Genomic DNA, 26239 nt, shown 5'->3' with positions numbered 1-26239 from the left:
GGTTACATTCCGAACCCGGAAGCTAAGCCTCACAGCGCCGATGGTACTGCAGGGGGGACCCTGTGGGAGAGTAGGACGCCGCCGAACAAATTTTGACAAAGGTCGGATCCTGAACTTCGGTTCGGGGTCCGGCCTTTTTCTGTTGTGCGTAACGTGTCGTTCACGTTGCGGGCACAGCATCCAGACATGGGTACTGCAGCAATGCTCAGGGCCGCCGGCGTGGGAGCCGGTGACGAGGTCGTCGTACCGGCCTTCGGGAACGTCGAGGTCGCCGAGGCCGTGACCCTGGCGGGAGCGCTCCCGGTGTTCGCCGACATAGACCCGGTGACCTACTGCCTCGATCCCGTCGCGGTCGAGGCGGCCGTAACCTCCCGTACCGCCGCGGTCGTTGCCGTACACCGCTTCGGACGGCACGCCGACGTCGCGCGGTTGCACGCGCTCGGGCAGCGGCACGGGCTGCTGGTGCTGGAACAGGGCGAGTCCGAGACGCCCTACGACGAGATGGCGCAGCGCAGGCAGCGGGCCGCCTATCTCGACGCCAGGCTGAAGGGCGTACGGACGCCGGACGGCGGGGACGGGCACACCTATCAGCAGTACGTCGTGCGGGTACCGGGGAACGGCCGGCCGGACCGGGACGCCTTCGCAAGGGCGCTGCGGGCCAAGGGAGTCGAGTGCCGGGTGCCGGTGAAGACGCCCGTGCACCGGCTGCCGGAGTTCCGCCGGTACGTGTCGCTGCCGGAGACCGAGCGGGCCGCCGATGAGACGCTCGCGCTGCCCGTGGACGCCGGGCTCACCAAGCGGGAGATGCACCGCGTCGTGTCCGCGTGCAACGCCCTCGGCGGCCTGCTTCAAGCCGCCTTCTGACCGGGCAGCGAACGAATTTGGGAACCAGGGCGTCTTCGGGGTACAGTTTCTTCGTCGCCGCGAGGGAAACCTCGAAAACGACAGGCCCCTATAGCTCAGTCGGTAGAGCGTCTCCATGGTAAGGAGAAGGTCAACGGTTCGATTCCGTTTGGGGGCTCCAGCAAAAAGGCCTCACCCTTCCGGGTGGGGCCTTTTCGTGCTTCACCGGGCCGCTCCGGGTTTCCCCCGGGGCTCTCTCAGGACTCCTTGTGGATTCCCGGCACCCGCATCGCCAGAATCGCCATGTCGTCGGACGGGGCGTCCGAGGCGAAACGCTCCACCGCGCGCATGATGCGTGCCGCGACCGCGCCCGCCGTCAGCCCCGTGCACGTGGTCAGGACGTCGGCGAGGCCGTCGTCGCCCAGCATGCGCGTGCCCTCCCGGCGTTCGGTGACGCCGTCCGTGACGCAGAGCAGCACGTCACCGGGGTCGAGGGTGACCGTCTCCTCGTACAGCTCCAGGTCCTCGATGACGCCCAGCAGCGGCTGCGGCTCGGCCGCGGCCATCACCGTGCCGTCCTGGCGCAGGCGCAGCGGCAGGGGATGGCCGGCGCAGACCACCTTCAGCTCGGCGCTGCCGTCGTCCTGCGGGCGCATCTCGCCGTAGAGCAGGGTCAGGAAGCGGCTGCGGTCGCCCTCGTCGAGGATGGCGGAGTTCAGGCGCTCCAGCACGGCCGGGCCGGACAGGCCCTCGCGGGCCAGCAGGCGCAGGGCGTGCCGGGCCAGGCCGGTGACCGCCGCGGCGTTGGGGCCCGTACCGCAGACGTCGCCGATGGCGAAGCCGTACGCGCCGTTGCCGATGGGGAAGAGGTCGTAGAAGTCGCCTCCGACCTCGTTGCCCTCGCCGGCCGCGCGGTAGATGACCTCGACCTCGACGCCGTCGATCTGCGGCAGGCCCGGGGGGAGCAGGCTGCGCTGGAGGGACTGGCTGATGGCCGTGCGCTCCGAGTACAGGCGGGCGTTGTCCAGGGCGAGGGCGGCCCGGCGGCTCAGGTCCTCGGCGAGTTCCAGGATCTCCTGGCGGAAGTGTTCGTCGGTGGGCTTGCCGAGGGTCAGCATGCCGATGACGCGGTTGCGGGCGACGAGCGGCAGGACGACCGTCTCGCCACCGACCGCGGACGCCGTCGCGAGCGTCGGCCCGATGCGGGAGGCGACCTGGTGGGTGGGGCCGCCGGCCAGGCCGAGGCTGCGCATGGAGCTGCGCAGGGCGGCCTGGTGGGCGACCTCGCCGGGGGTCGTCCACACGCGGGCGCCCGGCGTCGGTACCGGGTCGGGCGCGGGGATCTTCGACAGCAACGACTTGATGCCGTCGATGAGTTCCTCGTCCTCGTGCAGGACGTACGACAGGTACGGCTCGGACGCCTGGTCGGCGATGGTGTACACCGCGCACCAGGTGGCCAGGGTGGGGACCGTCATCTGGGCCATGAGGGCCAGGGTCTGGTCCCGGTCCAGGGTGCCGGCCAGCAGGTCGGAGGCCTCGACCAGGAAGCTCAGGGAGCCGCGGCGCAGCCGTTCGAGTTCGCCGAGGCGGGCGGACTCGACGGCCAGCGCGATGCGGTCGGCGGCGAACTGCAGGCGCAGCGCCTCCTCGTTGGTGTACCGGCCGGGCGCTTCCGCCGCGACGCCGAGGGAGCCGGTGAGGCGGCCCTCCACCTTCAGGGGGACGGTGACGACCGAACGCATGCCGGTGCCGGCGAGCAGCGGTACGGCACCCGGTACGGCGGTGAGGTCGTCGTGGACGGCGGGCATGCGGGCGGAGCCGTAGCGGCCGGGGCCCGCCTCGACGGGAACGCGTGCGAAGCGCTGGCGGGCGGAGGGCAGGCCGGTGGAGGCGCGGACCTCCAGTTCCGTCTCGTCGTCCGTGGCGAGCAGCAGGAAGGCGGAGTCGCCGTCGAGCATGTCGCGGGCGCGTTCCACCGTGCGCTGGAGCAGACCGTCGAGGTCGTCAGGGGCGGGGGAGCCGATGAAGAGTTCGAAGGGGTCGGTGCTCTGCCCGTCGGAGGACTGGCTCTGGTCGGTCGCCGGGACGCGGGACGGGGTCTGCAGGACGGCGCGTTCGTGGTCGCGGACCAGGAGGCAGACGGTGGAGGGCTCGCCCCCGGTGTCGCGGACCCTGAGGTGGGAGGCGTAGACCTGGGCCACCCGGCCGTCGGCGCCGCGGATGCCGTAGGTGCCCTCCCAGCGGGAGAGCTGGAAGGCCTCGGCGATGCCGGTGCCGGTGCCGGGGGTGTGCGGCCAGGCGGCCAGGTCGGTGAGGGGCTTGCCGATGACGTCGCCCGCCGGGTAGCCGAACAGTTCCTCCGCGTCCTCGTTCCAGGCGCTGATGCCGCCCTTCCGGTCGACCTGGAGGACGGCGACGCGGACCCGGCCGTCGGCCAGGGGCAGCAGGTCGGCGGGGAGTGCGGGGCCGGCGGCGCGGGTGCCGACCGGGCGCTCGGGCAGGTTGAGCTGGAACCAGACGTTCTTGTGGGTGGGGGTGTAGTCCACGCCCCAGCGGGTGGCCAGGGCCGCGCACAGCTGGAGGCCGCGGCCGCCCTCGCGGTCGGGGCTGCCCATGGTGGCGGGGGAGTTCTGGAGCGGGACCTCACGCTCGGGGTAGCGGTCGGAGACCTCGATGCGCACGCCGTCCTCGGTGCGCAGGCACAGCACGTCCGCGTGCGTGCCCGCGTGGACGACGGCGTTGGTCACCAGTTCGCTGGTGAGGACGACGGCGTCGTCGACGATGTCGGCGAACCCCCAGCCCTGGAGGGTGTCGCGGACGAAGGACCGGGCGGTCGCGACCGATCGCCCGACGGGCTCGAAACTGGCGGCCGCGCGCGCGGTGATCACAGAACTCCTCGGCCGGTTGTCGACGTGCGGGGCTGCCTGGCCGGGCGGCTCGCGCCGCTGCTGCGGCATCGGCTCGCCGGTCGGCTGTGGCTCCGGGGGCTGTCCCCCGGGGATCAGTCCGGTGGTCATGGTGTCCGGCCGCCCCTCCGATGCCCGCTGGTACTCGTGCCACCGCCCAGGCCGGTCGGACCGGTGCGGCTGGACAGCCGCATGCAAGGTTACTTACCTTCGCGGTCCGAGCGGATGCCGGTCGCAGGTGTTTACGCCCCCAGGGTGTGCGGACGATGTGCGAAGCTGCCGAACTGTTATGGCCTGGTTGGGCCGGGGTGAAACACTGGGCAGGCTTCTGACGGAGGTCGGGTCGGGCTGCTTGGGTTCCGTGTACGGCGGGCAGCAGCCCCTGGATGTGGCCTGATCCCGTCTGGCGGATATACGCAGCAGTAACCGGTACGCGGAAGTAACCGGTATGCCGATGACCGGCACGCCGGGGCCGAAGCGGCCGAGCACAGCAGTAACGGTCTACCCCTCCGGGAGGGACACAGTGGAGTCTGGCGCGGCGACGCGAGGCACGAAGACGCGCGCGAAAGGCGGACCGTCCCTGGGCAGGAGCGGCGGTACCACCGCCGTGGACACGGCTGCCCTGAACCGGCTGCTGGCGGCTCTCGTGTCGATGCGGGACGGGAACTTCCGCAAGCGGCTCACGGTGTCCGGTGACGGCGTGATGTCGGAGATCGCGGCCGTCTTCAACGAGGTGGCCGACCGGAATCTGCACCTGACCGGTGAGCTGGCGCGGGTGCGGCGCATGGTGGGGCGTGAGGGAAAGCTCACGGAGCGGCTGGAGACGGGGGCCTGCGAGGGCTCCTGGGCGACGGCCATCGAGCACTCCAACGCGCTCGTGGACGATCTTGTCTGGCCGGTCTCCGAGGTCAGCCGGGTGCTCACGGCGGTCGCCGACGGTGATCTGTCGCCGCGGATGGAGCTGCGGACGCAGGCGCAGGACGACGGTACGGGCCATCCCCTGCGGGGTGAGTTCCTGAAGGTCGGCCGGACCGTGAACAACCTGGTCGACCAGTTGTCGACGTTCACGGACGAGGTCACGCGCGTGGCCAGTGAGGTCGGCACCGAGGGCAAGCTCGGCGGTCAGGCCCGGGTGCGCGGTATGTCCGGGTCGTGGAAGGACCTGACCGAGTCCGTCAACACGATGGCGTACCGGCTGACCGCGCAGGTGCGGGACATCGCGCTGGTGACCACGGCGGTCGCCAAGGGCGACCTGTCGCGCAAGGTGACCGTCCATGTCGCCGGCGAGATGCTGGAGCTGAAGAACACCGTCAACACGATGGTGGACCAGCTGTCGTCCTTCTCCTCCGAGGTGACCCGGGTGGCCCGGGAGGTGGGCACCGAGGGCATCCTGGGCGGTCAGGCGCAGGTGCCCGGGGTGGCCGGCGTGTGGAAGGAGCTGACCGACTCCGTCAACACGATGGCGGGCAACCTGACCGCGCAGGTGCGGGGGATCTCGCAGGTCACGACCGCTGTCGCCAACGGTGACCTGTCGCAGAAGGTGACCGTCCCCGCGCGCGGGGAGGTGGCGCAGCTCGCCGAGACGATCAACCAGATGACCGAGACGCTGCGGATCTTCGCCGACGAGGTCACGCGGGTGGCGAACGAGGTCGGCGCGGAGGGCCGGCTGGGCGGACAGGCGAACGTGCCGGGCGCGGCGGGGACGTGGAAGGACCTGACGGACTCCGTCAACACGGTCTTCAGGAACCTGACCACGCAGGTGCGGGACATCGCCGCCGTGACGACGGCGGTGGCCAGCGGTGACCTGTCGCAGAAGGTCACCGTGGACGTGGCCGGCGAGATGCTGGAGCTGAAGAACACCGTCAACGGGATGGTGGACCAGCTGTCCGCGTTCGGTGCCGAGGTGACGCGCGTCGCGCGGGAGATCGGTGTCGAGGGCGAGCTGGGCGGCCAGGCGCAGGTGCCGGGGGCCGCCGGTACCTGGAAGGACTTGACGGACTCCGTCAACACCGCGTTCCGGAACCTCACCGGGCAGGTGCGCAACATCGCCCAGGTGACCACGGCGGTGGCCAACGGCGACCTGTCGCAGAAGGTCACCGTGGACGTGTCCGGTGAGATGCTCCAGCTGAAGAACACCGTGAACACGATGGTGGACCAGCTGTCAAGCTTCGCCGACCAGGTCACGCGGATGGCCCGGGACGTGGGTACGGAGGGCCGGCTGGGCGGTCAGGCCCGGGTGGACGGCGTCTCCGGTACCTGGAAGGAGCTGACGGACTCCGTCAACTTCATGGCCGGCAACCTGACGTCGCAGGTGCGGCAGATCGCCCAGGTGACGACGGCCGTGGCGCGCGGTGACCTGTCGCAGAAGATCGACGTCGACGCGCGCGGCGAGATCCTCGAGCTGAAGAACACGATCAACACCATGGTTGATCAGCTGTCCGCCTTCGCCGACCAGGTGACACGGGTCGCGCGTGACGTGGGTACGGAGGGCCGCCTCGGCGGGCAGGCGCAGGTGCCCGGTGTCGCCGGTGTGTGGCGGGACCTGACGGACTCCGTGAACGGCATGGCCGGCAACCTGACGGCCCAGGTGCGCAACATCGCGCAGGTCGCCACGGCGGTGGCGCGCGGTGACCTCTCCCAGAAGATCACCGTGGACGCCCGCGGGGAGATCCTGGAGCTGAAGAACACGCTGAACACGATGGTGGACCAGCTGTCGTCGTTCGCCCAGGAGGTCACGCGCGTGGCCCGTGAGGTGGGCACGGAGGGCATCCTCGGCGGTCAGGCCGAGGTGCAGGGTGTCTCCGGCACCTGGAAGGACCTCACGCAGTCCGTGAACTTCATGGCGAACAACCTGACCATCCAGGTGCGCAACATCGCCGAGGTCACCACGGCGGTCGCCAAGGGCGACCTGTCGAAGAAGATCACTGTTGACGCGAAGGGCGAGATCCTCGAGCTCGTCACGACGGTCAACACGATGGTCGACCAGCTGTCCAGTTTCGCCGAGCAGGTGACCCGGGTGGCCCGTGAGGTGGGCACCGAGGGCATCCTGGGCGGCCAGGCGCACGTGCCGGGTGTGACCGGTATCTGGAAGGACCTCAGCAACAACGTCAACCTGATGGCCAACAACCTGACCATGCAGGTGCGGAACATCTCGCAGGTGGCCGCGGCCGTCGCCAACGGTGACCTGACGCGGCAGGTGACGATCGAGGCGCGCGGTGAGGTCGCGCAGCTCGCCGACACCATCAACACCATGGTGAAGACCCTGAGTTCCTTCGCCGACCAGGTCACCAAGGTGGCCCGCGAGGTGGGCACGGACGGCATCCTGGGCGGCCAGGCGCATGTGCCCGGTGTGGCCGGCACCTGGAAGGACCTCACCGAGTCGGTGAACCAGATGGCGTCCAACCTGACCGGCCAGGTGCGCAACATCGCCATGGTGACCACGGCCATCGCCAAGGGCGACCTGACCAAGAAGATCGACATTGACGCCCGGGGCGAGATCCTCGAGCTGAAGACGACGATCAACACGATGGTTGACCAGCTGTCCAGCTTCGCCGAGGAGGTCACGCGCGTGGCCCGCGAGGTGGGTACGGAAGGCCAGCTGGGCGGTCAGGCGCGCGTGCGGGACGTCGACGGCACCTGGCGGGACCTGACCGAGTCCGTGAACGAGATGGCCGGGAACCTGACCCGGCAGGTGCGGGCCATCGCGCGCGTGGCGACCGCGGTGACCCGGGGCGACCTGAACCTGAAGATCGACGTGGACGCGTCCGGCGAGATCCAGGAGCTGCAGGACTACATCAACAAGATGATCGCCAACCTGCGCGACACGACGATCGCCAACAAGGAGCAGGACTGGCTCAAGGGCAACCTGGCGCGTATCTCCGCCCTCATGCAGGGCCGCCGGGACCTGGAGGACGTCGCCTCGCTGATCATGAGCGAGCTGACGCCGGTGGTGTCCGCGCAGCACGGCGCGTTCTTCCTGGCGATGCCGCTGATGGAGGGCAAGGGCGTCGGCACCGGTGAGGACGACTACGAGCTGCGGATGCTGGGTTCGTACGGCTACTCGATGGGCTCCATGCCGACGTCGTTCCGGCCCGGTGAGGCCCTGATCGGCACGGCCGCCGAGGAGAAGCGCACGATCCTGGTGGACCGGGCGCCCAGCGGCTACCTGAAGATCTCCTCCGGGCTCGGCGAGGCGCCGCCCGCGCAGGTGATCGTGCTGCCGGTGCTGTTCGAGGGCAAGGTGCTCGGCGTGATCGAGCTGGCGTCCTTCACGCCCTTCACGCACATCCAGAAGGACTTCCTCAACCAGATCGCCGAGATGATCGCGACCAGCGTCAACACCATCTCGGTCAACACCAAGACCGAGAAGCTGCTCAAGCAGTCGCAGGAGCTGACCGAGCAGCTGCGGGAGCGGTCGGCCGAGCTGGAGAACCGGCAGAAGGCGCTGCAGGCGTCCAACGCCGAGCTGGAGGAGAAGGCCGAGCTGCTGGCCCGGCAGAACCGGGACATCGAGGTGAAGAACACCGAGATCGAGGAGGCGCGGCAGGTCCTGGAGGAGCGCGCCGAGCAGCTCGCGGTCTCCATGCGCTACAAGAGCGAGTTCCTCGCCAACATGTCGCACGAGCTGCGCACCCCGCTGAACTCGCTGCTCATCCTGGCGAAGCTGCTCGCGGACAACGCCGAGGGCAACCTCTCGCCGAAGCAGGTGGAGTTCGCCGAGACCATCCACGGCGCCGGCTCCGACCTGCTGCAGCTGATCAACGACATCCTGGACCTGTCGAAGGTCGAGGCGGGCAAGATGGACGTCTCGCCGACGCGTATCGCGCTCGTCCAGCTCGTGGACTACGTCGAGGCCACCTTCCGGCCGCTGACCGCGGAGAAGGGTCTGGACCTGTCCGTACGGGTCTCCCCGGAGCTGCCGGCCACCCTGCACACCGACGAGCAGCGACTGTTGCAGGTGCTGCGCAACCTGCTGTCCAACGCGGTGAAGTTCACCGATTCCGGGTCGGTGGAGCTGGTGATCCGGCCCGCCGGCGCGGACGTGCCGCAGTCCATCCGGGAGCAGCTGCTGGAGGCCGGTTCGCTGAGGGTGCCGGACGGGGAGCTGATCGCGTTCTCGGTGACCGACACCGGCATCGGCATCGCGGCCAGCAAGATGCGGGTGATCTTCGAGGCGTTCAAGCAGGCCGACGGCACCACCAGCCGCAAGTACGGCGGCACCGGGCTCGGCCTGTCGATCTCCCGGGAGATCGCGCAGCTGCTCGGCGGTGAGATCCACGCGCAGAGCGAACCGGGCCGCGGCTCGACGTTCACGCTCTACCTGCCGCTGCACCCCAGCGAGCTGCCGCCGCAGGGCTACCAGCAGTCGCTGCCCGCGCTGGAGGCCGGCGACCTGGTCGCCTCGGCCTCCGAGGCGCGCCTGTCCTCGGAGCTGTCCGCGGCGGAGATCGAGATGCCGCCCGAGGTGAAGTCGTACCAGGAGACGCAGAACGGGCCGGCCGCGCTCTTCCGGCGCCGGCGGCGCAGCCTGCCGGAGGAGGGGCAGCGGGCCGAGCAGTGGGCGGCCGTCCCGGAGCAGGACCACGCCCCGCAGCAGGGCAGCGCGCGGCGGTTCGGCGGCGAGAAGGTGCTGATCGTGGACGACGACATCCGCAACGTGTTCGCGCTCACCAGCGTCCTGGAACAGCACGGCCTGTCGGTGCTGTACGCCGAGAACGGCCGGGAGGGCATCGAGGTGCTGGAGCAGCACGACGACGTGGCGGTCGTTCTGATGGACATCATGATGCCCGAGATGGACGGGTACGCGACGACCACCGCGATCCGCAGGATGCCGCAGTTCGCGGGCCTGCCGATCATCGCGCTCACCGCGAAGGCGATGAAGGGCGACCGGGAGAAGGCGATCGAGTCGGGCGCCTCCGACTACGTCACCAAGCCGGTCGACCCCGATCACCTGCTGTCGGTGATGGGTCAGTGGATGAGGGCGGAGTGAACACGGCGAGCGGTACGGCCGGGCGGGACGCGGACGCCGGGGGAACCTCCGGCGGGTCTCGGGAGTTGCTGCATGATGGAGGCCGGGAACACGCGGGAATCCCGGATTCCGGGAACCATCCGGGGTCCCGCCGCGTTTCCGGTTCGTGCACAGTGACATCGCGGTGACAGGGTGTGGCGACGGGCGGGGTGCGGCTACGATGACCGGCACAAGGACGGGCGGCGAAAGGGAGTCGTCCCCTGGGGCGGCGCCCGGTGTACCGCCGGGGCGAGGAGGGCGGGCCATGGTGCAGAAGGCCAAGATCCTCCTGGTCGATGACCGGCCGGAGAATCTGCTGGCGCTGGAGGCCATCCTCTCTGCGCTCGATCAGACGCTGGTGCGGGCATCGAGCGGGGAGGAAGCGCTCAAAGCGCTGCTCACGGACGATTTCGCGGTCATTCTGCTGGATGTCCAGATGCCGGGCATGGACGGGTTCGAGACGGCCGCGCACATCAAGCGGCGGGAGCGGACCCGGGACATCCCGATCATCTTCCTCACGGCGATCAACCACGGTCCGCACCACACCTTCCGGGGCTACGCGGCGGGCGCGGTGGACTACATCTCCAAGCCCTTCGACCCGTGGGTGCTGCGCGCGAAGGTCTCGGTCTTCGTCGAGCTGTACATGAAGAACTGCCAGCTGAGGGAGCAGGCGGCGCTGCTGCGGCTCCAGTTGGAGGGCGGTGGCAGGGGCGGTGTCGCCGGCAAGGAGTCGGCCGGGCTGCTCGCCGAGCTGTCCGCGCGGCTCGCGGCCGTCGAGGAGCAGGCGGAGGCGCTGTCCAAGCAGCTGGACGACGACTCCGCGGACGCGGCGGCGGTGGCCACGGCAGCCCACCTGGAGCGCAAACTGACCGGGTTGCGCCGCGCCCTCGACGCCCTGGAGCCGGGCTCGGGCGGCGCCGGGGCCTCGCTGCCCTCGCAGAACTGACCCGCGAGGGGGCGGCAGTTGCGGATGAGTGTGCGTCAGTTCCGTGCCTCGGCAGGCACGACACGAACGGGTGAAGCTGTGGGCACACGTGTCCGCTGTCGTCTCCCCCGGTAACCTCACACCCATGGCCTCACGTCCCTCCGCAGCCAAGAAGCAGCCCGCCAAGAAGGCGGCGGCTCCCGCGAAGGCTCCGGCGAGGAAGGCCGCCGCGAAGAAGGCACCGGCCAAGCGGGCGCCCGCCAAGAAGGCCGCGGCGAGGAAGGTCCCGCCGCCGAGGCCGGTGTCCAGCCCCACCGGGGGCGTGTACCGGCTGGTGCGCGCCCTCTGGCTCGGCCTCGCGCACGCCGTCGGCGCCGTCTTCCGCGGCATAGGGCAGGGCGCGAAGAACCTCGACCCGGCCCACCGCAAGGACGGCGTCGCGCTGCTGCTGCTCGCCATGGCCCTGATCGTCGCCGCCGGCACCTGGGCGGACCTGCGCGGGCCCGTCGGCGACCTGGTCGAGATGCTGGTCACCGGCGCCTTCGGCCGGCTCGACCTGCTCGTGCCGATACTGCTCGCGGTGATCGCCGTACGGTTCATCCGGCACCCGGAGCAGCCGGAGGCCAACGGGCGGATCGTGATCGGCCTGTCCGCGCTCGTCATCGGCGTGCTCGGCCAGGTCCACATCGCCTGCGGCTCACCCGCGCGCAGCGCGGGCATGCAGGGCATAAGGGACGCCGGCGGCCTCATCGGCTGGGCGGCGGCGACTCCGCTGACCTTCACGATGAGCGAGGTGCTCGCCGTACCCCTGCTCGTGCTGCTGACGGTCTTCGGACTGCTGGTGGTGACCGCGACCCCGGTCAACGCCATCCCGCAGCGGCTGCGGACGCTCGGTGTCCACCTCGGCGTGCTGCGCGACCCCGAGGAGGACTGGCTCGTCGAGGACGGGGAGGGCTACGACGAGCAGTGGCGCGAGGCGACACCCGCGCGCCCCCGCAGACGCTCCAGCGCCCCTCCGGCGTACGATCCGGAGCGCGCCGAGGAGGAGGCCCTCTCGCAGCGCCGTGGGCGCCCCAGGCGCTCCGCGGTGCCCCAGCCGGACCCGCAGCGCCACCCGGACGCCGTGGACGTCGCCGCGGCCGCCGCGGCCTCGCTCGACGGCGCCGTGCTGCACGGCATGCCGCCGTCCCCGCTCGTCGCCGACCTCACCCAGGGGGTGAGCGCGGGCGAGCGCGAGGACACCACTCCGGTGCCCGCTCCCGGGGCGGAACCCGCGCCGACGCCGGTCCCGGCCGCCCGGCCCAAGCAGGGGAAGTCGAGGACCGGGGCCGTACCCGACCCGACCAAGCCCGTACCGGACCTGACCAAGGCCGTGCCGGACCTGACCAAGAAGGCCCCGGAGCAGCCCCGCGACCTGCCCGCGCGCGCGGAGCAGCTCCAGCTCTCCGGCGACATCACCTACGCGCTGCCCTCCCTGGACCTCCTCCGGCGCGGCGGCCCGGGCAAGGCGCGCAGCGCCGCCAACGACGCGGTCGTCGCCTCGCTCACGCAGGTCTTCACCGAGTTCAAGGTCGACGCGGCCGTCACCGGCTTCACCCGCGGCCCGACGGTCACCCGTTACGAGGTCGAGCTGGGTCCCGCCGTGAAGGTCGAGCGGATCACCGCGCTGACCAAGAACATCGCGTACGCCGTCGCCAGCCCGGACGTGCGGATCATCAGCCCCATCCCCGGCAAGTCGGCGGTGGGCATCGAGATCCCGAACACCGACCGGGAGATGGTCAACCTCGGCGACGTCCTGCGGCTCGCGGAGTCCGCCGAGGACGACGATCCGATGCTGGTCGCCTTCGGCAAGGACGTCGAGGGCGGGTACGTCATGCACTCGCTGGCGAAGATGCCGCACATGCTGGTCGCCGGTGCCACCGGTTCCGGCAAGTCGTCCTGCATCAACTGCCTGATCACCTCGGTCATGATGCGGGCGACCCCGGAGGACGTCCGGATGATCCTGGTCGACCCCAAGCGCGTCGAGCTGACCGCCTACGAGGGCATCCCGCACCTGATCACGCCGATCATCACCAATCCCAAGCGGGCCGCCGAGGCGCTGCAGTGGGTGGTCCGCGAGATGGACCTCAGGTACGACGACCTGGCCGCCTACGGCTACCGGCACATCGACGACTTCAACCGCGCGGTGCGCGAGGGCAAGGTCAAGCCGCCCGAGGGCAGCGAGCGGGAGCTGCAGCCGTACCCGTACCTGCTGGTGATCGTGGACGAGCTGGCCGACCTGATGATGGTGGCCCCGCGGGACGTCGAGGACGCGATCGTGCGCATCACGCAGCTCGCGCGCGCGGCCGGCATCCACCTGGTGCTCGCCACCCAGCGCCCGTCCGTGGACGTCGTCACCGGTCTGATCAAGGCGAACGTGCCCTCGCGGCTGGCCTTCGCCACCTCCTCGCTCGCCGACTCCCGGGTCATCCTCGACCAGCCCGGCGCCGAGAAGCTGATCGGCAAGGGCGACGGTCTGTTCCTGCCGATGGGCGCGAACAAGCCGACCCGTATGCAGGGCGCGTTCGTGACCGAGGAGGAGGTCGCGGTCGTCGTCCAGCACTGCAAGGACCAGATGGCGCCGGTCTTCCGGGACGACGTCACCGTGGGCACCAAGCAGAAGAAGGAGATCGACGAGGACATCGGCGACGACCTCGACCTGCTGTGCCAGGCGGCCGAGCTGGTCGTCTCCACGCAGTTCGGGTCGACCTCCATGCTCCAGCGCAAGCTGCGCGTCGGCTTCGCCAAGGCCGGACGGCTCATGGACCTCATGGAGTCCCGCAACATCGTGGGACCGAGCGAGGGATCCAAGGCGCGTGACGTTCTGGTGAAACCCGACGACCTGGACGGCGTGCTCGCCGTCATTCGAGGGGAGTCTGAGGGGTGAGGGGCGAAGGGCCGTTCGGCGGAAGCGGGTTACGCCGGGTGGCGGGATCGCCGTGACCCACCCGTTAGAGATCTGTGAGCAACCGTTTCCGTCCGTCGTACGTCCAGTTGAGCGAAAGGACAGCTACGGGCCTCATCATGGGGTACCTGCCTGTCAAACCATCGGATTGTCCGGCCGGTCCGACGGTGTACAAAGTCCTACTGTCCGGTTGCCCCACCCTTTCGTACCCCCCCTAGACTGAGCTTCCAGCACAGGTGGCTACACGCTCGAAAGGCGCCCCCCGTGTCCATCGGCAACTCCCCTGAAGACGAGCGTCCGTTCCCAGACGAGTCCCAGGAAGCCCGACCCTCCGTGGGCCGCGCCCTCCAGCAGGCGCGGATCGCGGCCGGGCTCACCGTGGAACAGGTCAGCAGTGCCACTCGTGTCCGTATCGCCATCGTGCACGCCATCGAGGCGGACGACTTCACCCCCTGCGGCGGTGACGTGTACGCCCGGGGCCACATCCGCACGCTGGCCCGGGCCGTCCGCCTCGACCCGGGCCCGCTGATCGAACGGTACGACGCCGAGCACGGCGGCCGGCCCGCGCCCACCCCCGCCGCACCCCTGTTCGAGGCGGAGCGGATCCGGCCCGAGCGGCGCGGCCCGAACTGGACCGCGGCCATGGTCGCCGCGATCGTCGTCGTGATCGGGTTCGTCGGGTTCACCGCGTTCAAGGGCGGCGACGACTCCGGCGACTCGAAGTCCCAGGTCGCCGAGGGCACCCCGGCCAGCGGCGGCAAGTCCGCCGTACCCACCCCGAAGAAGAACAAGACCGCCGAGCCGACCGGCGAGCCCTCCGACAGCGCCATCGCCGCCGCACCCCAGGACAAGGTCACCGTCCAGGTCAGCGCGCCGAACGGACGCAGCTGGATCTCGGCCAAGGACCACAACGGCCGGATGCTCTTCGACGGGCTGCTGAAGAAGGGCCAGTCCAAGACCTTCCAGGACAGCTCCAAGATCAACCTGATCCTCGGCGACGCGGGCGCGATCGAGCTGTACGTCAACGGCAAGAAGATCGAGGACACCTTCCGGCCCGGCGCGGTCGAGCGCCTCACCTACACGAAGGGCGACCCGGTGGCGGGCTGACGGGCCGCCCCGGCGGACCGGGATGTGACGGAGTCGGCCACAATCGGCCAACCCCGTCGACGTGGGCTGTCAGTGAGACAAAGTAGTCTTGAGCCCATGCCTGAACGCCGTACCGTCGCACTCGTCACTCTCGGCTGCGCTCGTAACGAGGTGGACTCCGAAGAGCTCGCAGGCCGTTTGGAGGCGGACGGCTGGCAGCTCGTCGAGGACGCCGCGGACGCCGACGTCGCCGTGGTAAACACCTGCGGCTTCGTCGAGGCCGCGAAGAAGGACTCCGTCGACGCCCTGCTGGAGGCGAACGACCTCAAGGGCCACGGGAGAACCCAGGCCGTCGTGGCGGTGGGCTGCATGGCCGAGCGGTACGGCAAGGAACTGGCCGAGGCGCTGCCCGAGGCCGACGGCGTGCTCGGTTTCGACGACTACACGGACATCTCCGACCGCCTGCAGACCATCCTGTCCGGCGGCATCCACGCCGCCCACACCCCGCGCGACCGGCGCAAGCTGCTGCCGATCAGCCCGGCCGACCGCCAGGAGTCGGCCGCCTCGGTGGCGCTGCCCGGGCACGCCCCGGCCGACCTCCCGGAGGGTCTCGCTCCGGCCTCGGGCCCCCGCGCGCCCCTGCGCCGCCGGCTCGACGGCTCCCCGGTCGCCTCGGTCAAGCTGGCCTCCGGCTGCGACCGGCGCTGCTCCTTCTGCGCCATCCCCTCCTTCCGCGGCTCCTTCATCTCCCGCCGCCCCAGCGATGTCCTGAACGAGACCCGCTGGCTTGCCGAGCGGGGCGTGAAGGAGATCATGCTGGTCTCCGAGAACAACACCTCCTACGGCAAGGACCTGGGCGACATCCGCCTGCTGGAGTCCCTGCTGCCGGAGCTGGCCGAGGTCGACGGCATCGAGCGGGTCCGGGTGAGCTACCTCCAGCCGGCCGAGATGCGCCCGGGCCTCATCGACGTCCTGACCTCCACCCCCAAGGTCGCCCCGTACTTCGACCTGTCCTTCCAGCACTCCGCGCCCGACGTGCTGCGCGCCATGCGCCGCTTCGGCGACACCGACCGGTTCCTGGAGCTGCTCGACACCATCCGGAGCAAGGCACCCGAGGCCGGCGTGCGCTCCAACTTCATCGTCGGCTTCCCCGGCGAGACCGAGTCCGACCTCGGCGAGCTGGAGCGCTTCCTGAACGGCGCCCGGCTGGACGCCATCGGTGTCTTCGGCTACTCCGACGAGGAGGGCACGGAAGCGGCGACGTACGACAACAAGCTGGACGAGGACGTCGTCGCCGAGCGCCTGGCCCACATCTCCCGGCTCGCCGAGGAACTGGTCTCGCAGCGCGCCGAGGAGCGTGTCGGCGAGACCCTGCGGGTCCTGGTGGAGTCCGTGGACGAGGAGGAGGGCGTCCACGGCCGTGCCGCGCACCAGGCGCCGGAGACCGACGGCCAGGTGCTCCTCACGAGCGGCGAGGGCCTGACCGTCGGACGTATGGTCGAGGCGAAGGTGGTCGGTACGGAAGGTGTCGACCTGGTGGCCGAGCCGCTGACCGGCTCGCTCGCGTGTAGTGAGGAGGCGGGCAGATGACCGGAGTCCCGGCATCCGCCGCGGGCGGCTCCTCCGGCGCGCACGGCGCCCGGGGGCCGGCCGTCGACGGCGCCCGGTCCGAGGTCTCCGGTTCTGCTTCGGGTCCGGCCACGGCCCCCGAGAGCGGCGGCAAGCCCGCGCGGGGCGGGAAGATCGCGGCCGCGGCCGTCAACCAGGCGAGCGTCTGGAACGTCGCCAATCTGCTGACGATGCTCCGGCTGCTCCTGGTCCCCGGCTTCGTGGCCCTGATGCTGGCGGACGGCGGCTACGACCCGGCCTGGCGCTCCCTCGCCTGGGCGGCCTTCGCCGTCGCCATGATCACCGATCTGTTCGACGGGCATCTGGCCCGCACCTACAACCTGGTCACCGACTTCGGGAAGATCGCCGACCCCATCGCCGACAAGGCGATCATGGGTGCGGCGCTCATCTGTCTGTCGGGTCTCGGCGATCTGCCGTGGTGGGTGACGGGGGTCATCCTCGGCCGGGAACTCGGCATCACCCTGCTGCGTTTTCTGGTCATTCGCTACGGCGTGATCCCCGCCAGCCGGGGCGGCAAGCTGAAGACGCTCACCCAGGGCGTGGCCGTCGGGATGTACGTCCTGGCATTGACGGGGTGGCTGGCCACCATGAGGTTCTGGGTGATGGCCGTGGCGGTCGTCCTCACGGTCGTGACCGGCCTCGACTACGTAAGACAAGCCATTGTGCTGCGCCGGCGGGGAATCGCCGAGCGCGCCGCGGCGTTGGAGGAGAAGGAAGCGTGAGTTCTCCGGCCACCGAACTGGTGCGACTACTGACCGTGAGGGGCGAGACCCTCGCCGTCGCGGAGTCGCTGACCGGTGGCCTGGTGGCGGCGGAGATCACCGGAGTCCCCGGCGCCTCCCGGGTGTTCCGGGGCTCGGTCACCGCCTACGCCACCGAGCTGAAGCACGAGCTGCTGGGCGTCGACGCCACCCTGCTGGCCCAGAGCGGAGCGGTGGATCCGCAGGTCGCGGCCCAGATGGCGGCCGGAGTACGCAAGGCGCTGGGTGCCGACTGGGGCATCGCGACCACCGGGGTCGCCGGCCCGGACCCGCAGGACGGAAAGCCCGTCGGGACCGTCTTCGTGGCCGTCGACGGCCCCCACACCGCACGGGCCGGTTCTGCCGGTGGCGGAAAAGTCGAGGCTCTGCGGTTGAACGGCGGCCGTGCGGAAATTCGTATGGAGAGTGTACGGAGCGTACTCGCAGTGCTCCTGGAGCAGCTTGCGGACGAACAGACTGGGAATGAGCGGGCACAGGATACGGAACGGAACGGGGGGTTTTGATGTTTGCAGCCCTGAGTGAACACGACATCGCTCCCCGCACGGCCGCGGCGCAAGGCGGTACGGTGGGGCGAGAAGGATGCGGCTACGCGGTCCGAGGAGGGAGCCACCGATGATTCTGCTCCGTCGCCTGCTGGGTGACGTGCTGCGTCGGCAGCGCCAACGCCAGGGCCGTACTCTGCGCGAAGTCTCCTCGTCCGCCCGAGTCTCACTCGGCTATCTCTCCGAGGTGGAGCGGGGGCAGAAGGAGGCTTCCTCCGAGCTGCTCGCCGCCATCTGCGACGCGCTGGACGTACGGATGTCGGAACTCATGCGGGAAGTGAGCGACGAGCTGGCGCTCGCCGAACTGGCCCAGTCCGCCGCGGCCACCGAGCCCGTGCCCACGCCGGTCCGACCGATGCTGGGTTCCGTGTCGGTGACCGGTGTGCCACCGGAACGGGTGACCATCAAGGCGCCCGCGGAAGCGGTGGACGTGGTCGCCGCGTGACACACGCCCGCGCGGCCTGAGAACCCGAAACGACTGAAGCCACGGCCGGCTCCTCCAGGAAGACCTGGACGAGCCGGCCGTGGCTTTTTGCCGTCTTTTGCCGCTCTCCGAGGTTTTCCGCCCCGTTCCTCCCGCTGTGCGCCCGTTTGCCGGTACCGCGTGGTGCGGTCATCGTGGGAGGACGTGACGGCGCCGAAACACCGGAGGAAGCGGATGTACGTCGTGAAGAGCCCGTTGGCGGACGCGGATCTGAAGACCGTGGCGGAGGCCCTGCAGGGCGCCCTGGTCGACCTGGTGGACCTCGCCCTGGCCGCCAAGCAGATCCACTGGAACATCGTCGGCCCCCGCTTCCGCTCCATACACCTCCAGCTCGACGAGGTCGTCGCCTCCGCCCGCACCCACTCGGACACGGTGGCCGAGCGGGCCTCCGCGCTGGGCGTACCGCCCGACGGGCGCGCCGCCACGGTGGCCTCCGGCAGCGGCATCAAGACCACTCCGGCGGGATGGATCAAGGACACGGACGCGGTCGGGGCGATGGTGGACGCACTCGGCTCGGTCATCACCCGCATGCGCGAGCGGGTGGAGGCGACCGGGGAGCCGGACGCCGTGTCCCAGGACCTGCTGATCGCGATCACCGCCGACCTGGAGAAGCACCACTGGATGTTCCGGACGGAAAACACAAAACGCCCTCGCGGGCGGCGCCCGGGACGCCCCCCCCCCCCGATGCCGGGTGGGCCGGTGTTGCATCGGTGAGCCCGTGGTGCGCCTCCCGCGCGGGACAGGCGACGGTCTAGCGTCCGGCTGGAGGTGGTGGCGGGCATGGTGGGGCGGACAGTGCGCCGGACGATCGCGCTCGGAGCCGGGGCGGTGTGGTGGTGGGCCGTGCTGCGGCTAGCCGTGGGCGACGGCCCGGGCGTGGTGGAAGCGGCCGTCGTGACCGGCGGGTGGGGGCTGAGCCTGCTGCCGGTGCACTGTGTACCGAAGGGACACGCGACGGGGGCCGGTCCGTTGGGGGGCCCGCCGGCCGCCTGGCGGGACGGGGACGTCACCAGGGCATCGCCACGCCCCCGTTCGGGCGAAGTATCTGACCCGTCGTGAAGGCCGAGGCGTCCGAGGCGAGATACAGCACCGCGTGCGCGACATCGTCCGGTACGCCGACCCGGCCGAGCGGGGTCAGCCGGGTCATCGCGGCCTCGGTGTGCGCCTGCGCCGCACGGTCGTGACGGTCGGTCATGGGAGTGCGGATCCAGCCCGGCGCGACCGCGTTGACCCGGATGCCGTGCGGACCGACCTCGGTGGCCAGCGTCTTCGTCAGCTGCACCACGGCCGCCTTCGCCGCGCCGTAGCAGAGCAGCCCGGCACCGCCGGTGTCGACCGCGCCCGAGGCCATGGTGACGATGCTGCCGCGGGTGCCCCGGGCCAGCATCAGGCGGGCCGCCTCCTGGCAGGCGTACAGCACTCCCTTGAAGTTGACGTTCAGCACCCGGTCGAGATCCTCGTCCCGGGTCTCCAGCACCGGACTGCTGTGCATGATCCCGGCGATCGCCGCCAGTACGTCCAGTCGCTCACAGGACCGGACCGCCTCGCCGGTCCGGTCCCGGTCGGTGACGTCGAGGACGTGGACCCGGGCCGTGCCGCCGCGCTCCTCGACCAGCGCGGCCGTGCCCTCCAGGCCGTCCGCGTCCCGGTCGGCACAGTGCACCGCCGCCCCCGCCTCGGCGAGCAGGACGGCGCACGCCCGCCCGATCCCGCCGGCGGCTCCGGTCACGAAGGCGGTGCGTCCGCTGAGGTCGTACGCGGTGAGGGCCATGCCGGCGACGGTACGAGCGATTCTGACGGTCCGTCAATTGTTTGGCGCGGCCGGCTTGAGTCCTGGATCGGATGGGGAGCGCGGGCCGTCAGCCGGAGAGGGGCGGCAGTGCGGGCACGGGTTCCGTCCCGGCCGGGGCGGGGGTGGGTGGTCAGCCGGTGCGGCGGGGGTATTTGTCGCGCCAGCGTTGGGGTGCGCCTGGTGCGGGAGCGGGACCGGACTGGCAGGTGGGGCACCAGTAAGTGGGGCGCTCCTGGGTGCCGTCGCCCTGGTCGGCCACCCGGACGGGAGTGTGGCAGCGCAGGCAGGGGCGGGGCGCGCGGCCGTAGACGAACAGGTCGTAGCGGTGCAGGCCGGTGGTCTGCCGGACCGGACGGTCACGGTTCATCTCCAGAAGCCGCTTGGCCAGACCGGGCAGCTTCTCCGCGCGGTCCGCGGGGAGCGCGCCGGCCGGCAGCCACGGAGTCACGCCGAGCAGGAAGCAGAGCTCGCTCTTGTAGACGTTGCCGATGCCGGCCAGATTGCGCTGGTCCAGCAGCGCCTCGCCCAGTTCGCGGGCGGGGTCCGCGAGGAGGTTGGCCAGCGCGCGCTCGGGATCCCAGTCCGGGCCGAGCAGATCGGGGCCCAGGTGGCCGACGACCCGCTCCTCCTCGGTGGTGCGCAGCAGCTCCAGGACCTGGAGGCGGTAGCCGACGGCCGTGCGGTCGACGGTGCCGAGCACCGCCCGGATCTGGTGCGCCGGGCCGCCCCGCCAGCGCTCACCCGTGCCGAACACCTTCCAGGCGCCCTCCATGCGCAGATGGGTGTGCAGGGTCAGGCCGCCCTCGAACCGGGTGAGCAGGTGCTTGCCGCGCGGGATGGTGTTCAGCACCCGACGGCCGCTGAGGTCGACCGTCGCGTACTTCGGCACGCGGAAGTCGCTGCGGGTCAGCGGCTTGCCCGCGAGGGCGTCGTGCAGCCGCCGCGCGGCCTGCCAGACCGTGTCACCTTCGGGCATGCGTCCAGGGTGCCACGGTGGGGCGCGGGGTGAGGGGTGGCGGTGAGGTGAAGTCGGCGGACCACCGGGCGGTCCCACCTCACCGACCGTCCGCCGAGGAGACTCCACCCCGCACGCCCGGCGGACGCCTGGGGGTGCTCACGGGCCGTGGCCGGTCATGTTCTCAGGCGCAGGCCGCGCGGTGTCGCCACGAATCCCGCCGCCTCCAGCAGGGCGCCTATGGGGGAGGTCAGGGCCTGGGCGCCGTTGATCCGTTCGACCGTGACCGTGCCGAGCGAGCCCGCGCGGGCCGCCCCGGCCAGCGCCTCGGCTGCCGTACGCAGGCGGGCGTCGTCCGCCGCCGCGGCGTCCGGCGTGGTGGGCCAGGCCAGCAGCGTCTTGCCTCCGCGCTCCATGTACAGCGTCAGCTCGCCCTCCACCAGGACGACCAGCGAACCCGCCTTGCGGCCGGGCTTGTGCCCGGCTCCGGTCGGCGGCTCCGGCCAGGGCAGCGCGGAGCCGTAGGCGTTCGCGGGGTCGGCCGCGGCGAGGACGACGGCGCGGGGGTCGGAGGCGGGGGTGCCGCCCGTGCGGCCGTTGCCGTAGCCGCGGTGCGGCGCCCGGCCGTAGGGGGCGGCGTTGTAGGGGGCGGAGCCGTACGGGGCGGGCGAGCCGTGGCGGGTGGGTCCGCCGCCGCGGGGGCCGCCGTAGCCGGGGGAGGCGAAGGGGTCGGCGAGGTCGCGGGAGCCGTTGCCGGCGGGTCCGTCCTCCGGCGGCCAGGTGAAGTCGCCGTCCAGGCCGGGGTGGGCGAAACCGCCGTCGGCCGTGTCAGGGGCGTCGGCGGACGCGTGGCCGTGCGGGGTGCCGTCCATGACGTCGAACGGGTTCGGGAACCCCGGCTCGGCGAAGCCGTTGGCGGCGGCCGGGGCGCCGAAGCCGTTCCGGCCGGCCGGGCCCGGCAGACCCTCGGTGCGCTCGCGGGCGTTCGCCACCGCGCGGAGCCGGTCCACCGCGCCGTCCATCGCGAACTGGGCCGCGCCCAGCCCCTCGACCACGTAACCGCGCCGGGCCTGGCCGCTCTCCTCGAAGACCGACAGCACCCGGTACACCGCCGAGAAGCCGCCCTCGACGCCCTCCGCGGCGACCGCGCCCCGGGTGACCACGCCGTGCCGGTCCAGGAGCGTGCGGGCCAGGGCGTGTGCGCGCACCGTGGTGTCCGGCTCGGCCGCCGGCAGCAGTGACCAGCGGCCGGCCACGGTCGGCGGGCCGGTGCGGGAGGCGGTGCGCGCGGCGGCCGTCAGGGAACCGTAACGACCGCGCGGGACGGCTCGCTTGGCACGGTGCGCGGTCGAGCCCGCCGTACGGCCCGAGCCCAGCAGGGCGCGCATCGGCGCCAGCGTGTCGTTGGTGAGCCGGCCCGACCAGGCCAGGTCCCACAGCGCGTCGGCCAGTTGGGGATCGGTGGCCTCGGGGTGCGTGGTGGCGCGGATCTGGTCGGCGATCTGCCGGAAGAACAGGCCGTAGCCGCCCGACAGGGTGTCGAGCACGGAGTGGTGGAGCGCGGTCAGCTCCAGCGGGTGGGGCGCCGGGAGCAACAGCGGGGCGGCGTCCGCCAGATAGAGGGAGACCCAGCCGTCCTTGCCGGGCAGGGCACCCGCGCCGGCCCACACCACCTCGCCGGCGGCGGTCAGTTCGTCCAGCATCGAGGGCGTGTAGCCGGCCACGCGGGAGGGAAGGACCAGTTTCTCCAGCGCCGAGGCCGGCACGGACGCACCCTGCAACTGCTCGACGGCACGCACCAGTCCGTCGATCCCCCGCACTCCGTGGCCCTTGCCGATGTGCTGCCACTGGGGCAGGAACTGGGCGAGCGCGGCGGGCGGCACGGGCTCCAGTTCGTGCCGCAGGGCCGCCAGGGAACGGCGGCGCAGCCGGCGCAGTACGGCCGCGTCGCACCACTCCTGGCCGATGCCCGCCGGGTGGAACTCGCCCTGCACGACCCGGCCGGCCGCGGCCAGCCGCTGCAGGGCACCCTCGGTGACCGCCACGCCCAGGCCGAACCGGGCCGCCGCGGTGGCCGAGGTGAACGGGCCGTGGGTACGGGCGTACCGGGCGAGGAGATCACCGAGCGGATCCTTGACCGGCTCGGTGAACGCCTCGGGGACACCGACCGGCAGCGCCGTGCCGAGCGCGTCGCGCAGCCGGCCCGCGTCCTCGACGGCCGCCCAGTGGTCGGCGCCCGCGATCCGCACCCTGATGGCCCGGCGAGCCCCGGCCAGCTCCCGCGCCCACTGCGGATCCGCGCCCCGCGCGACCAGCTCCGCGTCGGTCAGCGGGCCGAGTAGCCGGAGCACGTCGGCGGCGCCCTCCACGTCCTTGACCCGGCGGTCCTCGGCGAGCCACTGCAGCTCGCGTTCCAGCTCGGTCAGCACCTCGGCGTCGAGCAGTTCGCGCAGCTCCGCCTGACCGAGCAGCTCGGCCAGCAGCCGCGAGTCCAGGGACAGCGCGGCGGCGCGCCGCTCGGCCAGCGGGGAGTCGCCCTCGTACAGGAACTGGGCGACGTACCCGAAGAGCAGGGAGCGGGCGAACGGGGACGGCTCGGGGGTGGTGACCTCGACCAGGCGCACCTTGCGGGACTCGATGTCCCCCATCAGCTCGACCAGGCCGGGGACGTCGAAGACGTCCTGGAGGCATTCGCGGACCGCCTCCAGGACGATCGGGAACGAGCCGAACTCGCTCGCCACCTGGAGCAGCTGGGCCGCCCGCTGGCGCTGCTGCCACAGCGGGGTGCGCTTGCCGGGGTTGCGGCGCGGCAGCAGCAGCGCGCGGGCGGCGCACTCGCGGAACCGGGAGGCGAACAGCGCCGAGCCGCCGACCTGGTCGGTGACGATCTGGTCGACTTCCCCCTTGTCGAAGGCGACGTCGGCAGCGCCGACCGGTGCCTGCTCGCTGTCGTACTCGCTGCCGCCCCTCACCGGCTCCTGGTCGAGCAGGTCCAGGCCCATCAGATCGGCGTCGGGCAGGCGCAGCACGATGCCGTCGTCGGCGTGCATGACCTGCGCGTCCATGCCGTACCGCTCGGACAGCCGGGCGCCGAGGGCGAGCGCCCAGGGGGCGTGGACCTGGGCGCCGAAGGGGGAGTGGACGACGACCCGCCAGTCGCCCAGCTCGTCGCGGAAGCGCTCGACGACGATCGTGCGGTCGTCCGGGACATGGCCGCAGGACTCCCGCTGCTCGTCCAGGTACGACAGCACGTTGTCCGCCGCCCACGCGTCCAGGCCCGCCGCCAGCAGCCTGAGCCGCGCGTCGTCGCGGGACAGGGCGCCGACCTCGCGCAGGAAGGCGCCCACCGCGCGGCCCAGCTCCAGCGGCCGGCCCAGCTGGTCGCCCTTCCAGAACGGCAGCCGGCCCGGCACGCCCGGCGCGGGCGACACCAGGACGCGGTCGCGCGTGATGTCCTCGATGCGCCAGGAACTCGTGCCCAGCGTGAAGACGTCCCCGACGCGGGACTCGTACACCATCTCCTCGTCCAGTTCGCCGACCCGGCCGCCGCCCTTCTTGGGGTCGGACCCGGCGAGGAAGACGCCGAACAGGCCGCGGTCCGGGATGGTGCCGCCGGAGGTGACGGCCAGGCGCTGGGCGCCGGGGCGGCCGGTGACCGTGCCGGCCACGCGGTCCCACACCACGCGCGGGCGCAGCTCCGCGAACGCGTCCGACGGGTAGCGGCCCGCGAGCATGTCCAGGACCGCCGTGAACGCCGACTCCGGCAGCGAGGCGAACGGGGCCGCGCGGCGGACCACGGCGAGCAGGTCGTCGAACTGCCAGGTGTCCAGCGCCGTCATGGCGACCAGTTGCTGCGCGAGCACGTCCAGCGGGTTCGCGGGGACCCTCAGGGACTCGATCGCGCCCGAGCGCATCCGCTCGGTGACCACGGCCGCCTGGACCAGGTCGCCCCGGTACTTCGGGAAGACGACACCGGTGGAGACGGCGCCGACCTGGTGTCCCGCGCGGCCCACGCGCTGGAGACCCGAGGCCACCGAGGGCGGGGACTCGACCTGGACGACGAGATCTACGGCACCCATGTCGATGCCGAGTTCCAGGCTGGAGGTGGCGACCACCGCGGGCAGCCGGCCGGCCTTCAGGTCCTCCTCGACCAGGGCGCGCTGCTCCTTGGAGACCGAGCCGTGGTGCGCGCGGGCGATCACCGGGGGTGCGCCCGCGGCCGCGCCGGAGCCGCCCATCAGCTGGGCGGGGGAGTGGTGCTCCTCCAGCGTCTCGCCGGTCGCGCGCTCGTACGCGATCTCGTTCAGCCGGTTGCACAGCCGCTCCGCCAGGCGGCGGGAGTTGGCGAAGACGATCGTGGACCGGTGGGCCTGGACCAGGTCGGTGATCCGCTCCTCCACCTGCGGCCAGATCGACGGCCGCTCCCCGCCCTCGGCCGCGTCGGCCGCCGGGGAGCCGCCCAGCTCGCCCATGTCCTCGACCGGGACGACCACGGAGAGGTCGAACTCCTTGCCGGACTCCGGCTGGACGATCTCCGCCTTGCGGCGCGGGGACAGATACCGGGCCACCTCGTCCACCGGGCGGACGGTCGCCGACAGGCCGATCCGGCGGGCGGGCTTCGGCAGCAGCTCGTCCAGCCGCTCCAGCGAGAGCGCGAGGTGCGCGCCGCGCTTGGTGCCCGCGACCGCGTGCACCTCGTCCAGGATCACCGTCTCCACGCCCGTGAGCGCGTCGCGCGTGGCCGACGTCAGCATCAGGAACAGCGACTCGGGAGTGGTGATCAGGATGTCCGGCGGGCGGGTGGACAGGGCGCGGCGCTCGGCGGCCGGGGTGTCGCCGGACCGGATGCCGACCCTGACCTCGGGCTCGGGCATGCCCAGCCGCACCGACTCCTGGCGGATACCGGTCAGCGGGCTGCGCAGGTTCCGCTCGACGTCCACCGCCAGGGCCTTCAGCGGGGACACGTACAGCACTCGGCAGCGCTTCTTCGGGTCGGCCGGGGGCGGGGCCGAGGCCAGCTGGTCCAGGGCGGCGAGGAACGCGGCCAGCGTCTTGCCCGAGCCGGTCGGGGCGACGACCAGCACGTCCGACCCCTCCCGGATGGCCTGCCACGCGCCCGCCTGGGCCGCGGTGGGCGCGGAGAAGGCCCCCGTGAACCAGCCGCGGGTCGCGGGGGAGAAGCCGTCGAGGGCTCGGTGTGCGGAGCTGACCATGCGTCCATCCTGCACCCGCCCACTGACAATCGTCCTGACCTGCGCAAACGGCCGGGGGAGAGAGGGGGGTGCGGCGGGGCCGGGCGTGGGAAGCCGAGGCGGAGCGCTTGGGCGGGGCCGTGCAGGGCGGTGCGGGGCGGTGTGGGGCCGGT

Annotated in this window: 13 protein-coding genes, 1 tRNA gene, 1 rRNA gene and 1 pseudogene; 12 read left to right on the top strand and 4 right to left on the bottom strand. The window is 71.7% G+C overall.

The features are described 5' to 3' along the window. From rrf to ACZ7N4_RS17440, 3 genes are all read left to right on the top strand, one after another. Window positions 1-87, top strand: a 5S ribosomal RNA gene (gene rrf, locus ACZ7N4_RS17450); the annotation flags it as partial. Window positions 88-201: 114 nt separating this feature from the next. Then, window positions 202-864 (top strand): DegT/DnrJ/EryC1/StrS family aminotransferase, encoded by a 663-nt coding sequence (locus tag ACZ7N4_RS17445; RefSeq protein WP_471359174.1) that lies wholly within the window; start codon window positions 202-204, stop codon window positions 862-864. 84 nt (window positions 865-948) lie between these two features. Further along, window positions 949-1024, top strand: a tRNA-Thr gene (locus tag ACZ7N4_RS17440). A 76-nt stretch (window positions 1025-1100) separates the two neighbouring features. On the opposite strand, the gene ACZ7N4_RS17435 is transcribed toward ACZ7N4_RS17440, so the two are convergent. Beyond that, window positions 1101-3860 (bottom strand): SpoIIE family protein phosphatase, encoded by a 2760-nt coding sequence (locus tag ACZ7N4_RS17435; RefSeq protein WP_471359165.1) that lies wholly within the window; start codon window positions 3858-3860, stop codon window positions 1101-1103. 412 nt (window positions 3861-4272) lie between these two features. On the opposite strand from ACZ7N4_RS17435, the gene ACZ7N4_RS17430 reads away from it, so the two are divergent. From ACZ7N4_RS17430 to ACZ7N4_RS17390, 9 genes and pseudogenes are all read left to right on the top strand, one after another. Further along, complete coding sequence (locus ACZ7N4_RS17430) at window positions 4273-9738, top strand: HAMP domain-containing protein (RefSeq protein ID WP_471359164.1); 5466 nt, start codon at window positions 4273-4275, stop codon at window positions 9736-9738. Window positions 9739-10021: 283 nt separating this feature from the next. Further along, window positions 10022-10702 (top strand): response regulator, encoded by a 681-nt coding sequence (locus ACZ7N4_RS17425; RefSeq protein WP_471359163.1) that lies wholly within the window; start codon window positions 10022-10024, stop codon window positions 10700-10702. Between the two features lie 124 nt (window positions 10703-10826). Continuing rightward, window positions 10827-13607, top strand: a complete 2781-nt coding sequence (locus tag ACZ7N4_RS17420; protein WP_471359162.1) for a DNA translocase FtsK — start codon at window positions 10827-10829, stop codon at window positions 13605-13607. A gap of 282 nt (window positions 13608-13889) precedes the next feature. Further along, window positions 13890-14732 (top strand): helix-turn-helix domain-containing protein, encoded by an 843-nt coding sequence (locus tag ACZ7N4_RS17415; protein ID WP_471359161.1) that lies wholly within the window; start codon window positions 13890-13892, stop codon window positions 14730-14732. Between the two features lie 96 nt (window positions 14733-14828). Then, entirely contained in the window at window positions 14829-16301 is a 1473-nt protein-coding gene (gene rimO, locus ACZ7N4_RS17410; RefSeq protein WP_471359160.1) for a 30S ribosomal protein S12 methylthiotransferase RimO, read from the top strand. Further along, window positions 16298-17062 (top strand): CDP-diacylglycerol--glycerol-3-phosphate 3-phosphatidyltransferase, encoded by a 765-nt coding sequence (pgsA, locus tag ACZ7N4_RS17405; RefSeq protein ID WP_471359159.1) that lies wholly within the window; start codon window positions 16298-16300, stop codon window positions 17060-17062. The genes rimO and pgsA overlap by 4 nt, the downstream gene beginning before the upstream one ends. Further along, on the top strand, window positions 17059-17604 hold the full coding sequence (locus ACZ7N4_RS17400; protein ID WP_471359158.1) for a CinA family protein: 546 nt from the start codon (window positions 17059-17061) through the stop codon (window positions 17602-17604). Before pgsA ends, ACZ7N4_RS17400 begins: the two co-directional genes overlap by 4 nt. A 109-nt stretch (window positions 17605-17713) precedes the next feature. Next, window positions 17714-18088 carry a helix-turn-helix domain-containing protein gene (locus ACZ7N4_RS17395; protein ID WP_053666341.1) on the top strand — a complete coding sequence of 125 codons (375 nt, stop codon included), beginning with the start codon at window positions 17714-17716 and terminating at the stop codon, window positions 18086-18088. Window positions 18089-18301: 213 nt separating this feature from the next. Continuing rightward, window positions 18302-18766, top strand: a pseudogene (locus ACZ7N4_RS17390) (Dps family protein); the annotation flags it as partial. A 367-nt stretch (window positions 18767-19133) separates the two neighbouring features. On the opposite strand, the gene ACZ7N4_RS17385 reads toward ACZ7N4_RS17390, so the two are convergent. From ACZ7N4_RS17385 to ACZ7N4_RS17375, 3 genes are all read right to left on the bottom strand, one after another. Beyond that, window positions 19134-19898 carry an SDR family NAD(P)-dependent oxidoreductase gene (locus ACZ7N4_RS17385; RefSeq protein WP_471359157.1) on the bottom strand — a complete coding sequence of 255 codons (765 nt, stop codon included), beginning with the start codon at window positions 19896-19898 and terminating at the stop codon, window positions 19134-19136. 151 nt (window positions 19899-20049) lie between these two features. Further along, window positions 20050-20895, bottom strand: coding sequence for an Fpg/Nei family DNA glycosylase (locus tag ACZ7N4_RS17380; RefSeq protein WP_471359156.1), 846 nt, complete (start codon window positions 20893-20895; stop codon window positions 20050-20052). A gap of 155 nt (window positions 20896-21050) precedes the next feature. After that, window positions 21051-26087: an ATP-dependent helicase gene (locus tag ACZ7N4_RS17375; protein WP_471359155.1), complete on the bottom strand. Its 5037-nt coding sequence runs from the start codon at window positions 26085-26087 to the stop codon at window positions 21051-21053. Window positions 26088-26239: the final 152 nt, after the last annotated feature.

The sequence above is a fragment of the Streptomyces sp. NPDC107654 genome, assembly GCF_055639035.1.
Note: the sequence above shows the minus strand (reverse complement) of the source record. Positions and strands in the feature narration are given on the sequence as shown.